Origin of the sequence: Inmirania thermothiophila, assembly GCF_003751635.1 — a bacterium.
GTDB classification, from domain to species: Bacteria; Pseudomonadota; Gammaproteobacteria; order DSM-100275; family DSM-100275; genus Inmirania; species Inmirania thermothiophila.
On record NZ_RJVI01000001.1, the window covers coordinates 778028 to 795217 of the forward strand.

Annotated in this window: 15 protein-coding genes; all 15 read left to right on the forward strand. The window is 76.3% G+C overall.

Annotated elements, in window-relative coordinates; genetic code table 11:
• The first annotated feature begins 3 nt into the window (after positions 1–3).
• The 15 genes from leuS to EDC57_RS03890 are packed head-to-tail and all read left to right on the forward strand — an operon-like array spanning position 4 to position 17189.
• A complete protein-coding gene (leuS, locus tag EDC57_RS03820; RefSeq protein WP_123400390.1) occupies positions 4–2457 on the forward strand; it encodes a leucine--tRNA ligase in 2454 nt (817 codons plus the stop codon).
• Positions 2458–2465: 8 nt separating this feature from the next.
• Positions 2466–2960 carry an LPS-assembly lipoprotein LptE gene (locus tag EDC57_RS12745; protein ID WP_170165026.1) on the forward strand — a complete coding sequence of 165 codons (495 nt, stop codon included), beginning with the start codon at positions 2466–2468 and terminating at the stop codon, positions 2958–2960.
• 9 nt (positions 2961–2969) lie between these two features.
• A complete protein-coding gene (gene holA / locus EDC57_RS03830) occupies positions 2970–3989 on the forward strand; it encodes a DNA polymerase III subunit delta (protein ID WP_123400394.1) in 1020 nt (339 codons plus the stop codon).
• Positions 3990–4014: 25 nt separating this feature from the next.
• On the forward strand, positions 4015–5283 hold the full coding sequence (locus EDC57_RS03835; protein ID WP_123400396.1) for a glutamate-5-semialdehyde dehydrogenase: 1269 nt from the start codon (positions 4015–4017) through the stop codon (positions 5281–5283).
• Positions 5284–5316: 33 nt separating this feature from the next.
• Positions 5317–5964, forward strand: coding sequence for a nicotinate-nucleotide adenylyltransferase (gene nadD / locus EDC57_RS03840; RefSeq protein WP_123400398.1), 648 nt, complete (start codon positions 5317–5319; stop codon positions 5962–5964).
• Between the two features lie 5 nt (positions 5965–5969).
• Positions 5970–6326: a ribosome silencing factor gene (gene rsfS, locus EDC57_RS03845; protein ID WP_123400400.1), complete on the forward strand. Its 357-nt coding sequence runs from the start codon at positions 5970–5972 to the stop codon at positions 6324–6326.
• 4 nt (positions 6327–6330) lie between these two features.
• Positions 6331–6789 (forward strand): 23S rRNA (pseudouridine(1915)-N(3))-methyltransferase RlmH, encoded by a 459-nt coding sequence (rlmH, locus tag EDC57_RS03850; RefSeq protein WP_123400402.1) that lies wholly within the window; start codon positions 6331–6333, stop codon positions 6787–6789.
• A 45-nt stretch (positions 6790–6834) separates the two neighbouring features.
• On the forward strand, positions 6835–7431 hold the full coding sequence (locus EDC57_RS03855) for a Maf family protein (RefSeq protein ID WP_123400909.1): 597 nt from the start codon (positions 6835–6837) through the stop codon (positions 7429–7431).
• 11 nt (positions 7432–7442) lie between these two features.
• Positions 7443–8903, forward strand: a complete 1461-nt coding sequence (gene rng / locus EDC57_RS03860) for a ribonuclease G (RefSeq protein ID WP_123400910.1) — start codon at positions 7443–7445, stop codon at positions 8901–8903.
• Between the two features lie 48 nt (positions 8904–8951).
• Positions 8952–12677: a YhdP family protein gene (locus EDC57_RS03865; protein ID WP_123400404.1), complete on the forward strand. Its 3726-nt coding sequence runs from the start codon at positions 8952–8954 to the stop codon at positions 12675–12677.
• A 21-nt stretch (positions 12678–12698) separates the two neighbouring features.
• Positions 12699–13031 carry a hypothetical protein gene (locus EDC57_RS03870; RefSeq protein ID WP_148051426.1) on the forward strand — a complete coding sequence of 111 codons (333 nt, stop codon included), beginning with the start codon at positions 12699–12701 and terminating at the stop codon, positions 13029–13031.
• Positions 13028–13855, forward strand: a complete 828-nt coding sequence (locus tag EDC57_RS03875; protein WP_123400408.1) for a carbon-nitrogen hydrolase family protein — start codon at positions 13028–13030, stop codon at positions 13853–13855. Before EDC57_RS03870 ends, EDC57_RS03875 begins: the two co-directional genes overlap by 4 nt.
• 53 nt (positions 13856–13908) lie before the next feature.
• Positions 13909–15369 carry a metalloprotease TldD gene (gene tldD / locus EDC57_RS03880; RefSeq protein ID WP_123400911.1) on the forward strand — a complete coding sequence of 487 codons (1461 nt, stop codon included), beginning with the start codon at positions 13909–13911 and terminating at the stop codon, positions 15367–15369.
• A gap of 5 nt (positions 15370–15374) precedes the next feature.
• The gene (gene pmbA / locus EDC57_RS03885; RefSeq protein WP_425454791.1) at positions 15375–16724 is read left to right on the forward strand and encodes a metalloprotease PmbA; all 1350 of its coding nucleotides are present in this window, start codon (positions 15375–15377) and stop codon (positions 16722–16724) included.
• A 45-nt stretch (positions 16725–16769) separates the two neighbouring features.
• Positions 16770–17189 carry a hypothetical protein gene (locus EDC57_RS03890; protein ID WP_123400411.1) on the forward strand — a complete coding sequence of 140 codons (420 nt, stop codon included), beginning with the start codon at positions 16770–16772 and terminating at the stop codon, positions 17187–17189.
• The last annotated feature ends 1 nt before the right edge of the window (position 17190 follow it).

A 17190-nucleotide genomic window follows, 5' to 3' on the forward strand; every position in this document is an offset into this window, starting at 1 on the left:
GCGATGCAGGAGTTCTACGATCCGGCCGCGGTGGAGGCCGAGGCCCAGCGCCACTGGGAGGCGCACGGCACCTTCCGTGCCCGCGAGGATGCCCCGGGGGAGAAGTACTACTGCCTGTCCATGTTCCCCTACCCCAGCGGGCGGCTGCACATGGGCCATGTGCGCAACTACACCATCGGCGACGTCATCGCCCGCTACCAGCGCATGCGGGGGCGCAACGTGCTGCAGCCCATGGGCTGGGACGCCTTCGGCCTGCCGGCGGAGAACGCCGCCATCGAGCGCGGCGTCCACCCGGCCCGCTGGACCTGGGACAACATCGCCTACATGCGCGAGCAGCTCAAGCGCCTGGGCTTCGGCTACGACTGGTCGCGCGAGTTCGCCACCTGCGACCCCGACTACTACCGCTGGGAGCAGTGGCTGTTCACGCGGCTCTTCCGCAAGGGGCTCGCCTACCGCAGGAAGGCGCCCGTGAACTGGTGCCCCAAGGACCAGACCGTGCTCGCCAACGAGCAGGTCATCGACGGGCGCTGCTGGCGCTGCGACACCGAGGTGGAGCGGCGCGAGATCCCGCAGTGGTTCCTGCGCATCACCGCCTACGCCGAGGAGCTGCTCGCCGACCTCGACCGCCTCGAGGGCTGGCCGGAGCAGGTGCGCACCATGCAGCGCAACTGGATCGGGCGCTCGGAGGGCGTGGAGTTCAGCCTCCAGGTGCGGGGCTGGGACGAGCCGCTGCGGGTCTTCACCACGCGTCCCGACACCATCATGGGCATCACCTTCGTCGCCGTCGCCGCCGAGCACCCGCTGGCCCTCAAGGCCGCCGAGGCCGATCCCGCCATCGCCGCCTTCATCGAGTCGTGCCGGCGCACCAAGGTGGCCGAGGCCGAGCTCGAGACCATGGAGAAGCGCGGCGTCGACACCGGCATGAAGGCCGTGCATCCGGTCACCGGCGAGGAGGTGCCGGTGTGGGTGGCCAACTTCGTGCTCATGGGCTACGGCACCGGCGCGATCATGGCGGTGCCCGGGCACGACCAGCGCGACTGGGAGTTCGCGCGCCGGCACGGGATCCCCATCCGGCAGGTCATCGCCCCCGCCGACGGCTCCGCGGTGGACCTGACGCAGGGCGCCTTCACCGAGCGCGGCGTGTGCGTCAACTCCGGCCCCTTCGACGGCCTCGACTACGAGGCGGCCTTCGACGCCGTCGCCGGCTGGCTCGAGGCGCGGGGCCTCGGCGAGCGCAAGGTCAACTACCGCCTGCGCGACTGGCTCATCTCGCGCCAGCGCTACTGGGGCGCCCCCATCCCCATCATCCACTGCCCCGCCTGCGGCGAGGTGCCGGTGCCGGACGAGGACCTGCCGGTACGCCTGCCCGAGGACGTGGAGCTGACCGGCGAGGGCTCGCCGCTGGCGCGCATGCCGTCGTTCTACGAGACCACCTGCCCGCAGTGCGGCGCGGCGGCGCGGCGCGAGACCGACACCTTCGACACCTTCATGGAGTCGTCCTGGTATTACGCCCGTTTCGCCTGCGCCGACAACCGCGAGGCCATGCTCGACCGGCGCGCCGACTTCTGGGTGCCGGTGGACCAGTACGTGGGCGGCATCGAGCACGCCATCCTGCACCTGCTCTATGCCCGCTTCTACCACAAGCTGATGCGCGACGAGGGGCTGGTGCACTCGGACGAGCCCTTCACCAACCTCCTCACCCAGGGCATGGTCCTCAAGGACGGGGCCAAGATGTCCAAGTCCAAGGGCAACACGGTGGACCCCCAGGAGATGATCGAGCGCTTCGGGGCCGACACCGTGCGCCTGTTCATGATGTTCGCCGCCCCGCCCGAGCAGTCCCTGGACTGGTCCGACGCCGGCGTCGAGGGCGCCTTCCGGTTCCTGCGCCGGCTCTGGCGGCTGGCGGCGGCGCACGTCGGCCGCGGCCCCGCGCCGGCCCTGGACAAGGGGGCGCTGGACGAGGCGCAGCGGGCGCTGCGGCGCAAGATCCACGAGACCATCGCCAAGGCCGGCGACGACATCGGCCGCCGCTACACCTTCAACACCGCCATCGCCGCCACCATGGAGCTGGTCAACCTGCTTGCGCGCTGGGAGGACCACTCGCCGCAGGGGCGCGCGGTGATGCAGGAGGGGCTCGAGGCGGTGACGTTGCTGCTCTCGCCCATCGTGCCCCACATCACCCACGTCCTGTGGCGCGAGCTGGGCCACGACGAGGCGGTGGTGGACGCGGCCTGGCCCGAGCCCGATCCCGAGGCCCTCGCGCGCGAGCGCGTCCAGATCGTGGTCCAGGTCAACGGCCGCGTGCGCGCCCGCATCGAGGTGCCGGCGGGCGCCCCGCGCGAGGAGGTGGAGCGGGCGGCGCTGGCCGAGCCCAACGTGCGCCGCTTCACCGAGGGGCGGACGGTGCGCAAGGTCGTCGTCGTGCCCGACCGGCTGGTCAACGTGGTCGCCACCTGAGGGCCGCCGTGGGGGGCGCCTTGCGGGTGCTGGCCCTGCTGGCGGCGGCCGCGCTCGCCGGCTGCGGCTTCCACCTGCGCGGCAGCATGGACCTGCCGCCGCCGCTTGCGCGCGCGGTGGTGACGGGAGAGGCGGTGCCGGTGGAGCTGGAGGAGGCCCTGGGCAGGGCGCTGCGCGCCGCCGGCGGGGTGCTCGCGGCGGCACCCGAGACGGCGCGCGCGCGCATCGTCGTCCTCGAGGTGCGCAACGAGCGGCGCGTGCTCGCGGTGGGCTCCGACGGCAAGGCGCGCGAGTACGAGCTGCGCTACGCCGTGCGCTACCGCATCGACGCCGCCGACGGCCGCCCGCTGCTCGCGCCCCAGCAGGTGGCGGTCACACGCGACCTCGTCTTCGACACCGGCGACTTCCTCGCCAAGCGCGACGAGGAGGCCACGGTGCACGCCGAGATGGTGCGGGAGGCCGCCGCGGCGCTGCTGCGCCGCGCCGCGGCGGCGCTGCGCTGAGGGCGGGCGGTGGCGCAGATCGACGCCGAGCGCATCGAGGAGGACCTCGCCCGCGGCCTGCGGCCGGCCTACCTGGTCCACGGCGACGAGCCGCTGGGGCGGCTCGAGGCCGCCGACGCCGTGCGCCGGGCCGCGCGCGCGGCTGGCTGCGAGGGCCGCGAGGTGATCGAGGCCGACGGCGCCTTCGACGGGGCGGCGCTCGCCGAGGCGGCGGCGAGCCCGGGGCTCTTCGCGGCCCGGCGCCTGGTGGAGCTGCGCCTGGCGGCGGCGACGCTCAAGGCGGGGGCGCGCCGGGTCCTCGAGGGCTGGCTCGCGGCGCCGCCCCCGGATGCGGTGCTGCTGGTCCAGGCCGAGCGGCTGGAGCGGCGCGAGCTCGGCCAGGCGTGGGTGGCGGCGATGGCGCGGGTCGGCGCCGTGGTGCAGGCCCGCACGCCGGCGCGCCGGGAGCTGCCGGGCTGGGTGGCGGCGCGGCTTCGCGCCCGCGGCGTCGAGGCGGATGCGGAGGCGGCGGCGCGCCTCGCCGAGCGCGTGGAGGGCAACCTCCTGGCGGCGGCGCAGGAGATCGAGCGCCTGGCCCTGCTCCATGCCGGCGGCCGCCTGGGGGTGGAGGCGGTGGAGGGGTCGGTGGCGGACTCGGCCCGCTTCGACGTCTTCGCCCTCGGCGAGGCCGTCCTCGCGGGCGATCCGGCCCGCGCCCTGCGGGTGCTGCGGCGCCTGCGCGAGGAGGGGAGCGAGCCCACGCTGGTGCTCTGGGCCCTGGCGCGCGAGGTGCGGCTGGCGGCGGCGATCGCGTATGATGTCGAGTCCGGCGCCGCGCCGGCCGAGGCGCTGCGCCGCCACGGCGTGTGGCGCTCGCGCGAGCGGCTGGTGGCGGGGGCGGCGCGGCGGCGGCCCGCGGCCTGGTGGCGGGCGCGGCTTCGCGAGTGCGCCGAGGCCGACCGCGTCATCAAGGGGTTCGCCGCGGGGCGGCCCTGGCAGGTGCTGGAGGCGGTGGCGGCGCGCGCCGCGGGGGCGGCGCTGCCGGGCTGAGCCGGCCACCGACGGAGAGGGACGGATGGACGCGAAGACCGACATCGCAGGCTACATGCGGGGGCTGGCGGAGGCCGCCCGGGAGGCCGCCCGCGCCATGGCCGCCGCCTCCACCGCGGCCAAGGACGCCGCCCTCGCGGCCATGGCGGCAGCGCTGCAGGCGCGCGAGGGCGAGATCCTCGCCGCCAACGCCGAGGATCTGGCCGCCGGACGCGCGGCGGGGCTGGATGACGCCCTGCTGGACCGGCTCGAGCTCAACCCGCAGCGGGTGGCGGCGATGGCCGAGGGGCTGCGCCAGATCGCCGCCCTGCCGGATCCGGTGGGCGAGGTGACGCAGCTGCGGGTGCGCCCCTCGGGGATCCGGGTCGGGCGGATGCGCGTGCCGCTGGGGGTCGTGGGCATCATCTACGAGTCGCGCCCCAACGTCACCGCCGACGCCGCCGGGCTGTGCCTGAAGGCGGGCAACGCCGCGATCCTGCGCGGCGGCTCGGAGGCGATCCGCTCCAACCGCGCCATCGCCGCCTGCATCCGCCAGGGGCTGGCCGAGGCTGGCCTGCCGCAGGCGGCGGTGCAGGTGGTGGAGACGACGGACCGCGCCGCGGTGGGCGAGCTGGTGCGCATGGAGGGGCTGGTGGACCTGGTGGTGCCGCGCGGCGGCAAGGGCCTCATCGAGCGGGTCACGGCCGAGGCGCGGGTGCCCGTGCTCAAGCACCTGCACGGGATCTGCCACGTCTACATCGACGACCGCGCCGACCCGGACAAGGCGGTGGCCATCGCCGACAACGCCAAGACCCACCGCTACGGCGTCTGCAACGCCATGGAGACGCTGCTGGTGGCGGAGGGGATCGCGCCGCGGGTGCTGCCTGCGCTCGCCGCGCGCTACCGGGAGAAGGGGGTGGAGCTGCGGGGCTGCGCGCGCACGCGGGCGATCCTCCCCGATGTGCGCCCCGCCACCGAGGCGGACTGGGACACCGAATACCTCGCCCCGATCCTCTCCATCCGCGTGGTGGCGGGGATCGACGAGGCCATCGCCCACATCGCCCGCCACGGCTCCGGCCACACCGACGCCATCGTCACCGAGGACTACGGGCGGGCGTGGCGGTTCCTGCGCGAGGTGGACTCGAGCTCGGTGATGGTCAACGCCTCGACCCGCTTCGCCGACGGCTTCGAGTACGGCCTCGGGGCCGAGATCGGCATCAGCACCGACAAGCTCCACGCCCGCGGCCCGGTGGGGCTGGAGGGGCTGACCACGCAGAAGTACATCGTCCTCGGCGATGGCCACGTCCGCGTCTGAGCGCCCGCCGCGGGGCCGGTGCGCCGCCGGCGCATGATCGGGCTGCTCGGCGGCACCTTCGATCCGGTCCACGTCGGGCACCTGCGGGCCGCCCTGGAGGCCCGCGAGGCCCTGGGCCTCGAGGCGGTGCGGCTGATCCCCAACGCGCGCCCGCCGCACCGCGGCCTGCCCGCGGCGCCGGCGCCGGCGCGCCTCGCGATGGTGCGCCTGGCCTGCGCCGGCGAGCCTGGTCTCGCCGCCGACGGACGCGAGCTCGCGCGGGCGGGCCCGTCCTACACCGTCGACACGCTGATCTCGCTGCGCCGGGAGCTGGGGGCGCGGCGGCCGCTGTGCCTGCTCCTCGGCGCCGACGCCGCGCGGGGGCTCGCCTCCTGGCACCGCTGGCGCGAGCTCTTCGCCCTCGCGCATCTGGTGGTGCTGCGCCGCCCGGGGCAGGCGGCGTGGGAGGGGGCGGCGGGCGCGGAGCTTGCCGCGCGGCGCGCCGACGGCGCCGCCGCCCTCGCGGCGGCGCCCGCCGGGCGCGTCCTCGAGCTGGAGATCCCGCTGCTCGAGGTCTCGGCCTCCGACATCCGCCGCCGCATCGCCGCCGGGCGCAGTGTGCGGTTTCTGGTCCCCGATCCGGTCCTGGACTACATCCGCCGCCACGGGCTCTACGCCGGGCCCGCGGCGAAGGAGCCGTGAGCACGATGGAACCCGAGCGTCTGGCCGAGCTGGTGGAGCGCGCCCTCGACGACATGAAGGCGGAGGACGTGCGTGTCCTCGACGTGCGCGACCGCACCGCCATCACCGACTTCATGGTCATCGCCAGCGGCACCTCCCAGCGCCATGTGCGCGCCCTCGCCCAGGAGGTGGCCTTCCAGGCCAAGAAGGCCGGCCAGCCGCCGCTGGGGGTGGAGGGCGAGCAGGCCGCGGAGTGGGTCCTGGTGGACCTCGGTGCGGTGGTGGTGCACGTCATGCAGCCGCGGGTGCGCGCCTTCTACAACCTGGAGAAGCTGTGGTCGACGCCGGCGGAGGGGCCCGCCGGCGGGGAGGGCGGGGGGTGAGGGCGTGCGCGTCCACCTCCTGAGCGTCGCCGCGCGCGTGCCGTCCTGGGTCGCCGAGGGCTACCGCGATTACGCGCGCCGCCTCGGGCGGGGGCTCGAGCTGCGGCTGCGCGAGATCCGTCCCGCCGGCGGCGAACCCGCCCGCGCCCGCGCCGAGGAGGGGCGGCGGCTGCTCGCGGCGGTGCCGCGCGGGGCGCGGCTGGTGGCGCTGGACGAGCGCGGCGAGCTCTGGGACACGCGGGGCCTGGCGCGGCGCCTCGCCGCCTGGGCCGCCGAGGGGCGGGATCTGGCGCTGGCGGTGGGCGGTGCCGAGGGGCTCGACGGGGCGGTGCTGGGGCAGGCCGAGCTGCGCTGGTCGCTCTCGCCCCTGACCCTGCCCCATGCCCTGGTGCGGGTGATCGTGGCCGAGCAGCTCTACCGCGCCTGGTCGCTGCTCGGCGGACATCCCTACCACCGCGGCTGACGCCCCTTGCCCGCGCCGCCGCGCCGCCGCTACCTTGAGCGCGCCATGACCGCACCGACGATCCATCTCGCCTCCCGCTCGCCGCGCCGTCGCGCGCTGCTGGCGCAGATCGGGCTGGAGGCGGTGGTGGTGCCGGCGGACGTGGACGAGTCGCCGCGGGCCGGGGAGGCGCCGGCGGCGCGGGTCCTGCGCCTCGCGCGGGCGAAGGCGCGTGCGGGGGCCGCCGCCGCCCCCGCGGGGGCGGTGGTCCTCGGCGCGGACACCGAGGTGGTGGTGGACGGCGAGCCCCTCGGCAAGCCCGCCGATCGCGCCGAGGCGCGGGCGATGCTGGCGCGCCTCGCCGGGCGCTGGCACGAGGTCATGACCGGCGTGGCGGTGGTCCACGGCGGCGGCGAGGCGACGCGGCTGAGCGTGACGCGGGTGCGGTTCCGCGACCTGGACGCGCGGGAGCTGGCCGCCTACGCCGCCAGCGGCGAGGGCGACGACAAGGCCGGCGGCTACGCCATCCAGGGGCTCGGGGCGGTGCTGGTGGCGCGCATCGAGGGCAGCTACTCGGGGGTCGTCGGGCTGCCCCTGGCGGAGACCGCGGAGCTTCTCGCCGCGGCCGGAGTCCGAGTCCTGGGGGGGCGCGAGGAGGCGTGATGGTCGAGCCGCTGAGCCAGGAGGTCCTGGTCAACGTCACCCCGCAGGAGACGCGCGTCGCCGTGGTGGAGAACGGCGTCCTGCAGGAGGTCCACATCGAGCGCACGCGCAGCCGCGGCATCGTCGGCAACATCTACAAGGGGCGGGTGTCGCGGGTCCTGCCGGGCATGGACGCCGCCTTCGTGGACATCGGCCTCGAGCGCGCCGCCTTCCTGCACGCCTCCGACGTCTGCCGGGGGCGGCCGGAGCTGGATCCGGCGCGGTCCCAGCCCATCGCCGAGCTGTTGCGCGAGGGCGAGGAGCTGCTGGTGCAGGTGGTGAAGGACCCCCTCGGCAGCAAGGGGGCGCGCCTGACCACCCAGATCACGGTCCCCTCGCGCTATCTGGTGATGGTGCCGTGCATGGGCCAGGTGGCGCTGTCCCAGCGCATCGAGGGCGAGGACGAGCGCGAGCGCCTGCGCGAGGTGGTGACCCGTCTCGGCGAGGCCGACGGGCACTGCGGCTACATCGTGCGCACCGCCGCGGAGGGGGCGGAGGAGGCCGCCCTCGCCGCCGACATGGCCTTCCTGAGGCGGCTGTGGGCGGGGATCGCCGAGCGCGCCGAGGCCGCGCGCCCCGGCACCCTGGTGCACGAGGACCTGCCCCTTGCGCTGCGCATCCTGCGCGATCTCCTGGGGGATGCGGTGGAGAAGATCCGGGTCGACTCGCGCATGACCTTCCGCCGCATGCGCGAGTTCGCCGAGCGCTACGTGCCGGAGCTCGCCGGGCGGCTCGAGTACTACCCGGGCGAGCGGCCGGTGTTCGAGCTCTACGGCGTCGAGGACGAGCTCAAGCGCGCCCTGGAGCGGCGGGTGGAGCTCAAGTCCGGCGGCTACCTGATCATCGACCAGACCGAGGCGATGACCACCATCGACGTCAACACCGGCGCCTATGTGGGCCATCGCAACCTCGAGGAGACCATCTTCAAGACCAACCTGGAGGCGGCCCAGGCCATCGCCCGCCAGCTGCGCCTGCGCAACCTCGGCGGCATCATCATCGTCGACTTCATCGACATGGAAGTCGAGGAGCACCGCACGCAGGTGCTGCAGGCGCTGGAGCGGGCCCTCGCCCGCGACCGCGCGCGCACCCACATCAGCGAGATCTCCCGCCTGGGGCTGGTGGAGATGACGCGCAAGCGCACGCGGGAGAGCCTCGCGCGCCAGCTCTGCGAGCCCTGCCCCACCTGCGAGGGCCGCGGCACGGTGAAGACCGTGGAGACCGTCTGCTACGAGATCTTCCGCGAGATCATCCGCGAGGCCCGCCAGTTCGAGGCCCGCAGCTTCCTCGTGCTGGCGGCGCCGCAGGTGGTGGACCGGATGCTGGACGAGGAGTCGGCGGGGGTGGCCGAGCTCGAGGCCTTCATCGGGCGGGAGGTGCGCTTCCAGGCCGAGAGCTCCTACACCCAGGAGCAGTACGACGTCGTGCTCATGTGACGTGCGGCGGGCGCGCCTGCGCCCGGACGCCGGGCGGCGAGGGGAACCGTGGGCCTGATCCTGCGCTGGGCGTGGCGGCTGGCGGCGGCGGGCGTGATCACGGCCGCGCTCCTGCTCTCGCTGGCGCGGCTGCTGCTGCCGGCCCTCGCCTCCTACCGCGCCGAGGTGGAGGCGCGCGTCTCGGCCGCGGTGGGCCAGCCGGTCTCCATCGAGGCCCTGGATGCGCGCTGGACCGGGCTTGCCCCCGAGCTCATCCTGCGCGGCGTGCGCCTGGGCGGCGCCGGGGCGGCGCCCATGCTGCTGCAGGAGGTGCGCCTGCGGCTCTCCCCCGCGGCCCTGCTCCGCGGGCGCCTGGCGCCGCGGGTGGTGGATCTCGCGGGGGTGCGCTTCGGCCTCGAGCGCGACCCCGGAGGGAAGTGGCGGCTGGTGGGGCTCGGCCCGGCCCGCGGCGGCGCGGCGGGGCTGCCCGCAGGCTTCCGTCTGGTGCTCCGGGACGGGGCGGTCCACGTGCGCGACGCCGCGCGCGGGCTCGACGAGGTGCTCGCCTTCCGGCGCCTGGACGCCGGGATCCAGGCGCGCCGGCTGGTCCTCGTGGGGGATGTCCTCTTGCCCGCGGCGCTCGGCGGCGGCGCGCTCGAGGCGGCGGCGGATCTCCGCCTGGAGGCGGGGGGCGCGCAGGGTACGGTCTACCTGGACCTGGCCGAGGGGGATCTCGCCACCCTCGGGCGCAGCCTGGGCCTTGCGGTGCCGGCGGACGCCCGGCTCGCGGGCGGTGCGGCCCTCTGGCTCGACCTCGCCGGGGGGGGCGTCGTGCGCGCCGACGCCCGCGTGCGGCTCCATCGGCCGGCGCTCGGGGCGTGGGGACTCGACACGCTGGCCGCCGAGCTGCGCTGGCGGCGCCTCGACGGCGGCTGGCGGCTGCTCGCCCACGACGTCCTCGCGGCCCGGGGCGGCGCGGTCTGGCCGCGGGCGGACTGGGTCGTCGAGCGCCGCCCCGGGGGCTGGCGGCTGCGCCTGGGCTACCTGCGCGCGGAGGATGTGCTGCCGCTCGCCGCGCGGCTGCCGCAGGTGCCGGAGGCGGTGCGGACCTGGCTCGGGCGCATCGAGGGCGGTGTGGTGCGGGACCTCGCCCTGGATCTCGCCGACGGCGGCGGCTACCTCCTGCGCGGGCGCTTCCTCCACGCCGCCGTCGCGGCCACCGACCGGACCCCCGGGGTGGAGGGCCTCTCGGGCGAGGTCGCCGCCGCCCCCACCGGCGGCGTCCTGCGCGTCGCCGGCGCCGGCGTCGCCCTGGAGGCCCCGGGCGCCCACGAGGGGACGCTGCGCGCGGATTGGATCGAGGGCGGGGCGCGCTGGCGCCGCACCGCCGGCGGCTGGGCGGTGGAGGGGGCGCAGCTCCTGCTCGCCGCCCCGGGGCTGCACCTGCGTGCCGAGGGGGGGCTGCGGCCGACGCCGCAGGGGCCGCGGATCGAGCTCCTGGCGCGCGTGCCGGAGGCGGAGCTCGGCCGGCTTGCGGCGTGGATGACGCCGCAGCTCGTGGGGCGGGCCTTCGGGGCGTGGGTCGCGGACGCGGGGCTTGCCGGAACCCTGCGTGACGGCGTGCTGCTCATGGCGGGGCCGGCGGCGGCCGTGCCCTTCCGCGCCCGCGAGGGGCGGCTCGTCGCGCGCGGGCGGATCGAGGGCGGGGCGCTCGCCTTCCGGCCGGACTGGCCGCGGGTGGAGCGGGTTGAGGCGCGGCTCGTCCTGGAGCAGGACACGCTGGCGCTTTCGGGGCGGGCGGCGACCCTGGGCGCGGCGGTGGAGGTCCGGCGGGTGGGCATCGGCGGCCTCGGCCGCGACAACCGGCTGGAGCTCGAGGCGGCGTCCAGGGCCCGGGCGGGGCAGGTGCTCGCCTACCTCGTGGCCTCGCCCCTCGCCGATGCCCTGGACCCGGTGCTGGCGGCGGTGTCGGGCCGCGGGCGCGTGGATCTCGCACTGCGCCTGCGCCTGCCCCTGCGCCGGGAAGCCCGCCCCGAGGTGGAGGGCGAGGCGGTGCTGGAGGGGGTCGCCCTGGACTATCCCCCGGGCCGGGTCCGGCTTGCGGGGCTCCAGGGCCGCCTGCGCTTCACCGCCGAGGGGCTCGCCGCCGAGGGCGTCCGCGGCACCCTGCACGGGCGGCCCCTGCGCGCCGACCTCGCCGTCCCCCTGGGGCGCGCCTGGCGGGCGAGCCCGCGCGGCGAGGTGCGCCTTGCGGGACGCCTGGATCGGGGGCTGCTGGAGGCCCTCGTCCCCTCGCCGTGGTGGGCCTGGGTGGAGGGTGACACGGCGTGGACGGGCACCCTCGCGGTGCGCGGCGTCGAGGGGGAGGCGCCGCTTCGCCTCGAGGCGGAGAGCGATCTCGTCGGGGTGCAGGTGGGGCTGCCGGCGCCGGTGGGCAAGGCGGCGGCCGAGGCGCGCCCGCTGCGCCTCGCGGTGGAGCTGGGCGTGGCCCCGCGGCGGGCGCTGGAGGTGGTGGCGGCGGGCCTCGGTGCCGCCCGCATGGAGCTCGACGAGGCGGGCCGGGTGGCGCGCGGCGAGGTGCGCCTGGGCGCGGAGCGGGCGGTGCTGCCGGAGGCGGGGGTGCAGATCACGGGCCGGCTTCCCGCCTTCTCCGCGGACGCCTGGCGCGAGGCCTTGGGCGGCGGTGACGGCTGGCGGCTGGATGCAGGCCCGGTGGAGCGCATCCGCCTCGAGCTCGGCGAGGCCACCCTGCTCGCCTGCACCTACCACGAGGCCCGGATCGACGCGGTGCGCAAGGGCGGGCTGTGGTCGGGCACAGTGGGGGCCCGGGAGGCGGCGGGCCGCTTCGTGCTCCCCGTGGATGCGGGGACGGCCCCGCTGAGCCTCGACCTCGAGCGCCTCCACCTGCCGCGGCTGCCCCCGCGCGAGAAGCGCGGGGAGACGGATCCGCGCACCCTGCCGGCGATGGAGGTCAAGGTGGGGGACCTGCGCTACGGCGAGGCCGTGCTGGGGCGCCTCGAGCTCGGCGCGGTGCGCCGCCCCGGGGGGCTCGAGGCCCGCCGCATCCTGCTCGCGCAGCCGCACTTCACGCTGCGCGCCACGGGCACGTGGCGGCACGAGGCCGACGGGGTCCGGACCCGCCTGCGCGGGGTCGCCGACGTGGCCGACTTCGGCCGAGCGGTGGCCGCGCTGGGGATCGCATCGGCGGTGGCCAAGGGCGAGGGCCGGATCGAGGCCGATCTGGCCTGGCCGGGCGGCCCCGGGGACTTCGCCCTCGCCACGGTGGAGGGGACGCTGGAGGCCGAGCTCGCCAAGGGGGCGCTGGCGGAGGTGGACCCCGGGGCCGGCCGCCTGCTCGGGCTGCTCAGCCTCGGCGCGCTGCCGCGGCGTCTGCTGCTGGATTTTCGCGACCTCTTCGGGAAGGGCTTCGCCTTCGACCGCCTCGCGGCCACGATCCGGGTCGGCGGCGGGGAGGCCCACAGCGAACCCCTGATCATCGAGGGGCCGGCGGCGCGGATCGAGGTGCGCGGGCGCACGGGGCTCGTGCGCCGCGACTACGACCAGCACGTGACGGTGACGCCCCGGGTGAGCTCGGGCCTGCCGGTGGTGGGGTGGATCGCCGGCGGGCCGGCGGCGGGGGCGGCGCTGTTCTTCTTCGAGCGCATCCTCGGCCGGCAGATCGACAAGGGGGCCAAGGTGGAGTACCGCGTCACCGGTCCATGGGAGGACCCGCGCGTGGAGCGGCTGGCGCCGCAGGCGGAACCCCCCGCGGAGGCGCCGGGATCGCAGCGGTGAGGGCGTGATATGCTGAGCGGCATGCGTGGATTCCTTGGGGTGCTGCTGGGGCTTGCCGCCGCGTCGGCGGCGGCGGCGCCGGTGCGGTGGCTGGATGCCGCGGCCTGGGCCCGGCCGCGCGACGGCGCCTACGTCCGCACCCTGGCGCCGGTGGCGGAGACCGTCCGGGCCTACCTGCAGGCGCCCCATGCGCGCATCGTCATCCGCTACCCCAGCGGCGAGGAGGGCATCCTGTGGGCGGAGGAGCTGAGGGCGTGGCTGGTGGCGCTGGGGGTGCCCTCGGCGCAGGTGGAGACCCTGCCCGGCAGCGGGCGCGACGACGCCCTCGCCCTCAGCGTGGAGCCTCGGCCGTGAGCCGGCGCTTTCTCGCCGCGGCGGTGCAGATGGCCTCCGGGCCCAACGTGGACGGCAACCTCCTCGAGGCCCGCCGGCTCATCGCCCGTGCCGCCGAGGGCGGGGCGCGCCTCGTGGTCCTGCCCGAGAACTTCGCCCTCATGGGCATGGCCGAGACCGACAAGGTGGCGCGGCGCGAGCGCCCGGGTGACGGCCCGATCCAGGCCTTCCTCGCCGAGGAGGCGCGGCGCCACGGCATCCACCTCGTGGGCGGCACGGTGCCGCTGGAGAGCGCCGACCCGGGGCGGATCAGGGCGGCCTGCCTCGTCTACGGCCCGGACGGCGCGCTGCTCGCCCGCTACGACAAGATCCATCTCTTCGACGTGGACGTGCCCGGGAGCGACGAGCGCTACCAGGAGTCGGAGACCATCGAGGCGGGGACCGCGCCGGTGGTGGCCGAGACCGCGCTGGGCCGCATCGGCCTTGCGGTCTGCTACGATCTGCGCTTCCCGGAGCTGTTCCGCACCCTGCTCGCGCGCGGCGCCGAGCTCTTCGTCCTCCCCGCCGCCTTCACCGCCGTCACCGGGCGGGCGCACTGGGAGGTGCTGGTGCGGGCGCGCGCCATCGAGAACCTCTGCCACGTGGTGGCGGCGGCGCAGGGCGGCTACCACGTCAGCGGGCGCGAGACCCACGGCGACAGCATGGTGGTGGACCCGTGGGGCACGGTCCTCGACCGCCTGCCGCGGGGCTCCGGGGTGGTCATCGGCGAGGTGGACCTGGATCGGCAGGAGGCCCTGCGCCGTCGCTTCCCGGTGGTGGCCCACCGCCGCCTGGCCGCCTGCTGAGTCCGCTCCACCGCCTGCATGAGACGGGCCGCAGGGCGGCCCACGGAGTGGAGATGAGCGACAACGCGCTGGAGATCGCACGGGGCGTGCTGCTGGAGCCGGCGGGGCTCGACGAGGGGGCGCTGGAGCAGGCCCTCGGACAGGTGCTGGCGCACCGCGTCGACCACGCCGACCTCTACTTCCAGGCGGTCCGGCACGAGGCCTGGGTCCTCGAGGACGGCATCGTGCGCGAGGGCAGCTACGGCATCGAGCGCGGCGTCGGGGTGCGGGCGGTGGCCGGCGAGCGCTCCGGCTTCGCCTACGCCGACGAGGTGGCGCTGCCGCCGCTGCTGGAGGCGGCGCGCACGGCGCGGGCCATCACCCGGGCCGGCGGCGCGGGGGCGCTGCGGGTCGGGCCGCGGCAGCCGGCGCAGCGGCTCTATCCGCCCCTCGATGCCGTCTCGAGCCTCGACGAGGCGGCCAAGGTGGCCCTGCTCGAGCGCGTGGACCGCACCGCGCGCGCCGCCGACCCGCGGGTGAGGCAGGTCACGGTGAGCCTCGCCGCGGTCCACGAGGTGGTCCTCATCGCGGTCTCCGACGGGACCCTGGCCGCCGACGTGCGCCCGCTGGTGCGCCTGAGCGTGCATGTGATCGCCGAGCACAAGGGGCGGCGCGAGCAGGGGGTGGCGGGCGGCGGCGGCCGCTTCGGCCTGCCGTGGTTCCTGGAGGCGGGCCGCGCCGAGGCCTTCGCCCGCGAGGCGGTGCGCCAGGCGCTGGTCAACCTCGAGGCGGTGGAGGCGCCCGCGGGCACCATGACCGTGGTCCTGGGGCCGGGCTGGCCCGGGGTGCTGTTGCACGAGGCGGTGGGCCACGGCCTCGAGGGCGACTTCAACCGCAAGGGGACCTCGGCCTTCAGCGGCCGCATCGGCGAGCGGGTGGCCTCGCCGCTGTGCACGGTGGTGGACGACGGCACCCTGCCGGGCCGGCGCGGCTCGCTCAACGTCGACGACGAGGGGGTGCCGACCCGGCGCACGGTGCTCATCGAGCGCGGCGTGCTCCGGGGCTACATGCAGGACCGCCAGAACGCCCGCCTCATGGGGATGGCGCCCACCGGCAACGGCCGGCGCGAGTCCTACGCCCACCAGCCGATGCCGCGCATGACCAACACCTACATGCTGCCGGGCGAGGACGACCCGGAGGAGATCATCGCCTCGGTGAAGCGGGGGCTCTACGCCGTCAACTTCGGCGGCGGGCAGGTGGACATCACCTCGGGCAAGTTCGTCTTCTCGGCCAGCGAGGCCTATCTCATCGAGGACGGGCGGGTGACGGCGCCGGTGCGCGGGGCGACCCTGATCGGCAACGGCCCCGACGTGCTCACCCGCGTCCGCATGGTGGGCAACGACCTGCGCCTCGACGACGGCGTCGGCACCTGCGGCAAGGACGGCCAGAGCGTGCCGGTGGGGGTGGGGCAGCCGACCCTGCGGGTGGACGGCCTCACCGTGGGGGGGACGCAGACCGGGGGAGGACGGTCGTGAGCGGGATCGCCGCGAGCCGGCAGCGGGCGGCGCTGCCGTCCGTGCAGGCGCTGGAGGAGGTGGTGGGCGAGGCCCTGGAGCGGGCGCGCGCCCTCGGTGCCGAGGCCGCCGAGGCGGGGCTCTCGGTGGACCAGGGGCTCAGCGTCACCGTGCGCATGGGCGAGGTGGAGACGGTGGAGCACCACCGCGACCGCGGCCTCGGGATCACCGTCTACCTCGGCCGGCGCAAGGGCAGCGCCAGCACCAACGACCTCTCCCGAGAGGCGGTGCAGGCGGCGGTGGAGGCGGCGGTGCGCATCGCCCGCCACGCCGCCGAGGATCCCCACGCCGGCCTGCCGGACCCCGAGGACCTGGCACGGGAGATCCCGGACCTGGACCTCCACCACCCCTGGGGGATCGACGCCGAGGAGGCGGTGCGCCTCGCCAGCGCCTGCGAGGCGGCGGCCCGCGGCCACGACCGGCGCATCACCAACTCCGAGGGTGCCACCGTCACCAGCCACGAGGGCGTCCGCGTCTACGGCAACAGCCACGGCTTCCTCGCCGGCTATCCCGCGACCCGCCACAGCGTCAGCTGCGCCGTGGTGGCCTCGGCGGGCGAGGCCATGGAGCGCGACTACTGGTACACGGTGGCGCGCGAGCCGGAGGCCATGGAGGCGGCGGAGGTGGTGGGCCGGCGCGCCGCCGAGCGGGCGCTGCGCCGGCTCGGGGCGCGCAAGCTGGCGACGCGGCGGGTGCCGGTGGTGTTCGTCGCCGAGCTCGCCCGCGGCCTCGTGGGGCACCTGGTGGGGGCGGTGCGCGGTCCCAGCCTCTACCGCCGCGCCTCCTTCCTCCTCGACGCCGCCGGGGAGCGCATCTTCCCCGAGTTCGTGCGCATGACCGAGCACCCGCACATCCCGCGGGCGCTGGGCAGCGCCCCCTTCGACGACGAGGGCGTCGCCACCCGGGAGCAGGACCTGGTGCGCGACGGCGTCCTCGTCCGCTACGTGCTGGACAGCTACTCCGCGCGCCGCTTGGGGCTGCGCACCACCGGCAACGCCGGCGGCGTCCACAACCTCACCGTCGAGCCCGGGGAGCACGACCTCGCGGGGATGCTGCGCGAGATGGGCACCGGGCTGCTGGTCACCGAGCTCCTGGGCCACGGCGTCAACCTCGTCACCGGCGACTACTCGCGCGGGGCCGCGGGGTTCTGGGTCGAGGGCGGCGAGATCGCCCACCCGGTGCACGAGATCACGGTGGCGGGCAACCTGCGCGAGATGTTCGCCAACCTGCGCGCGGTCGGCCGCGACCTGGATCTTCGCGGCAGCGTGCGCACCGGCTCCTGGCTCGTGGACGGGATGACCGTGGCGGGGGACTGACGCGGGGGCTAGACTCCCGGGCAAGGGGATCCGGGAGGGCGCGGGATGGCCTGGCGAGCGTGGGCCGCGGCGCTGCTCCTTGCGGCCGCCCATGCGGCGGCGGCCGAGGAGAGCAGCGCGGAGATGTACACCCGCCTGGGCGCCGAGGTGGAGGCGCGCGGGGACTACCTGCGGGCGGTGGAGTACTACCGCAAGGCGCTGCTCTTCGACATCGGCTACGGGCCGGCCCTCAACCGCCTGGGCCACGCGCTGCGCCGTCTCGCCGAGATCTACGCCGAGGAGGCGGTGGGGGTCTACGAGCACGCCCTTCGCCGCGATCCGGCCAATGCCCGCGCCCTGCGCGAGCAGGGCGAGCTGCTCATCTGGCGCGGGGAGCTCGCGCGGGCGCGTGCGAACCTGCGCCGGCTGGAGGGGCTGGATCCCGAGGAGGCGGGCATCCTGCGCCGGGCCCTCGAGCGGCGCTAGC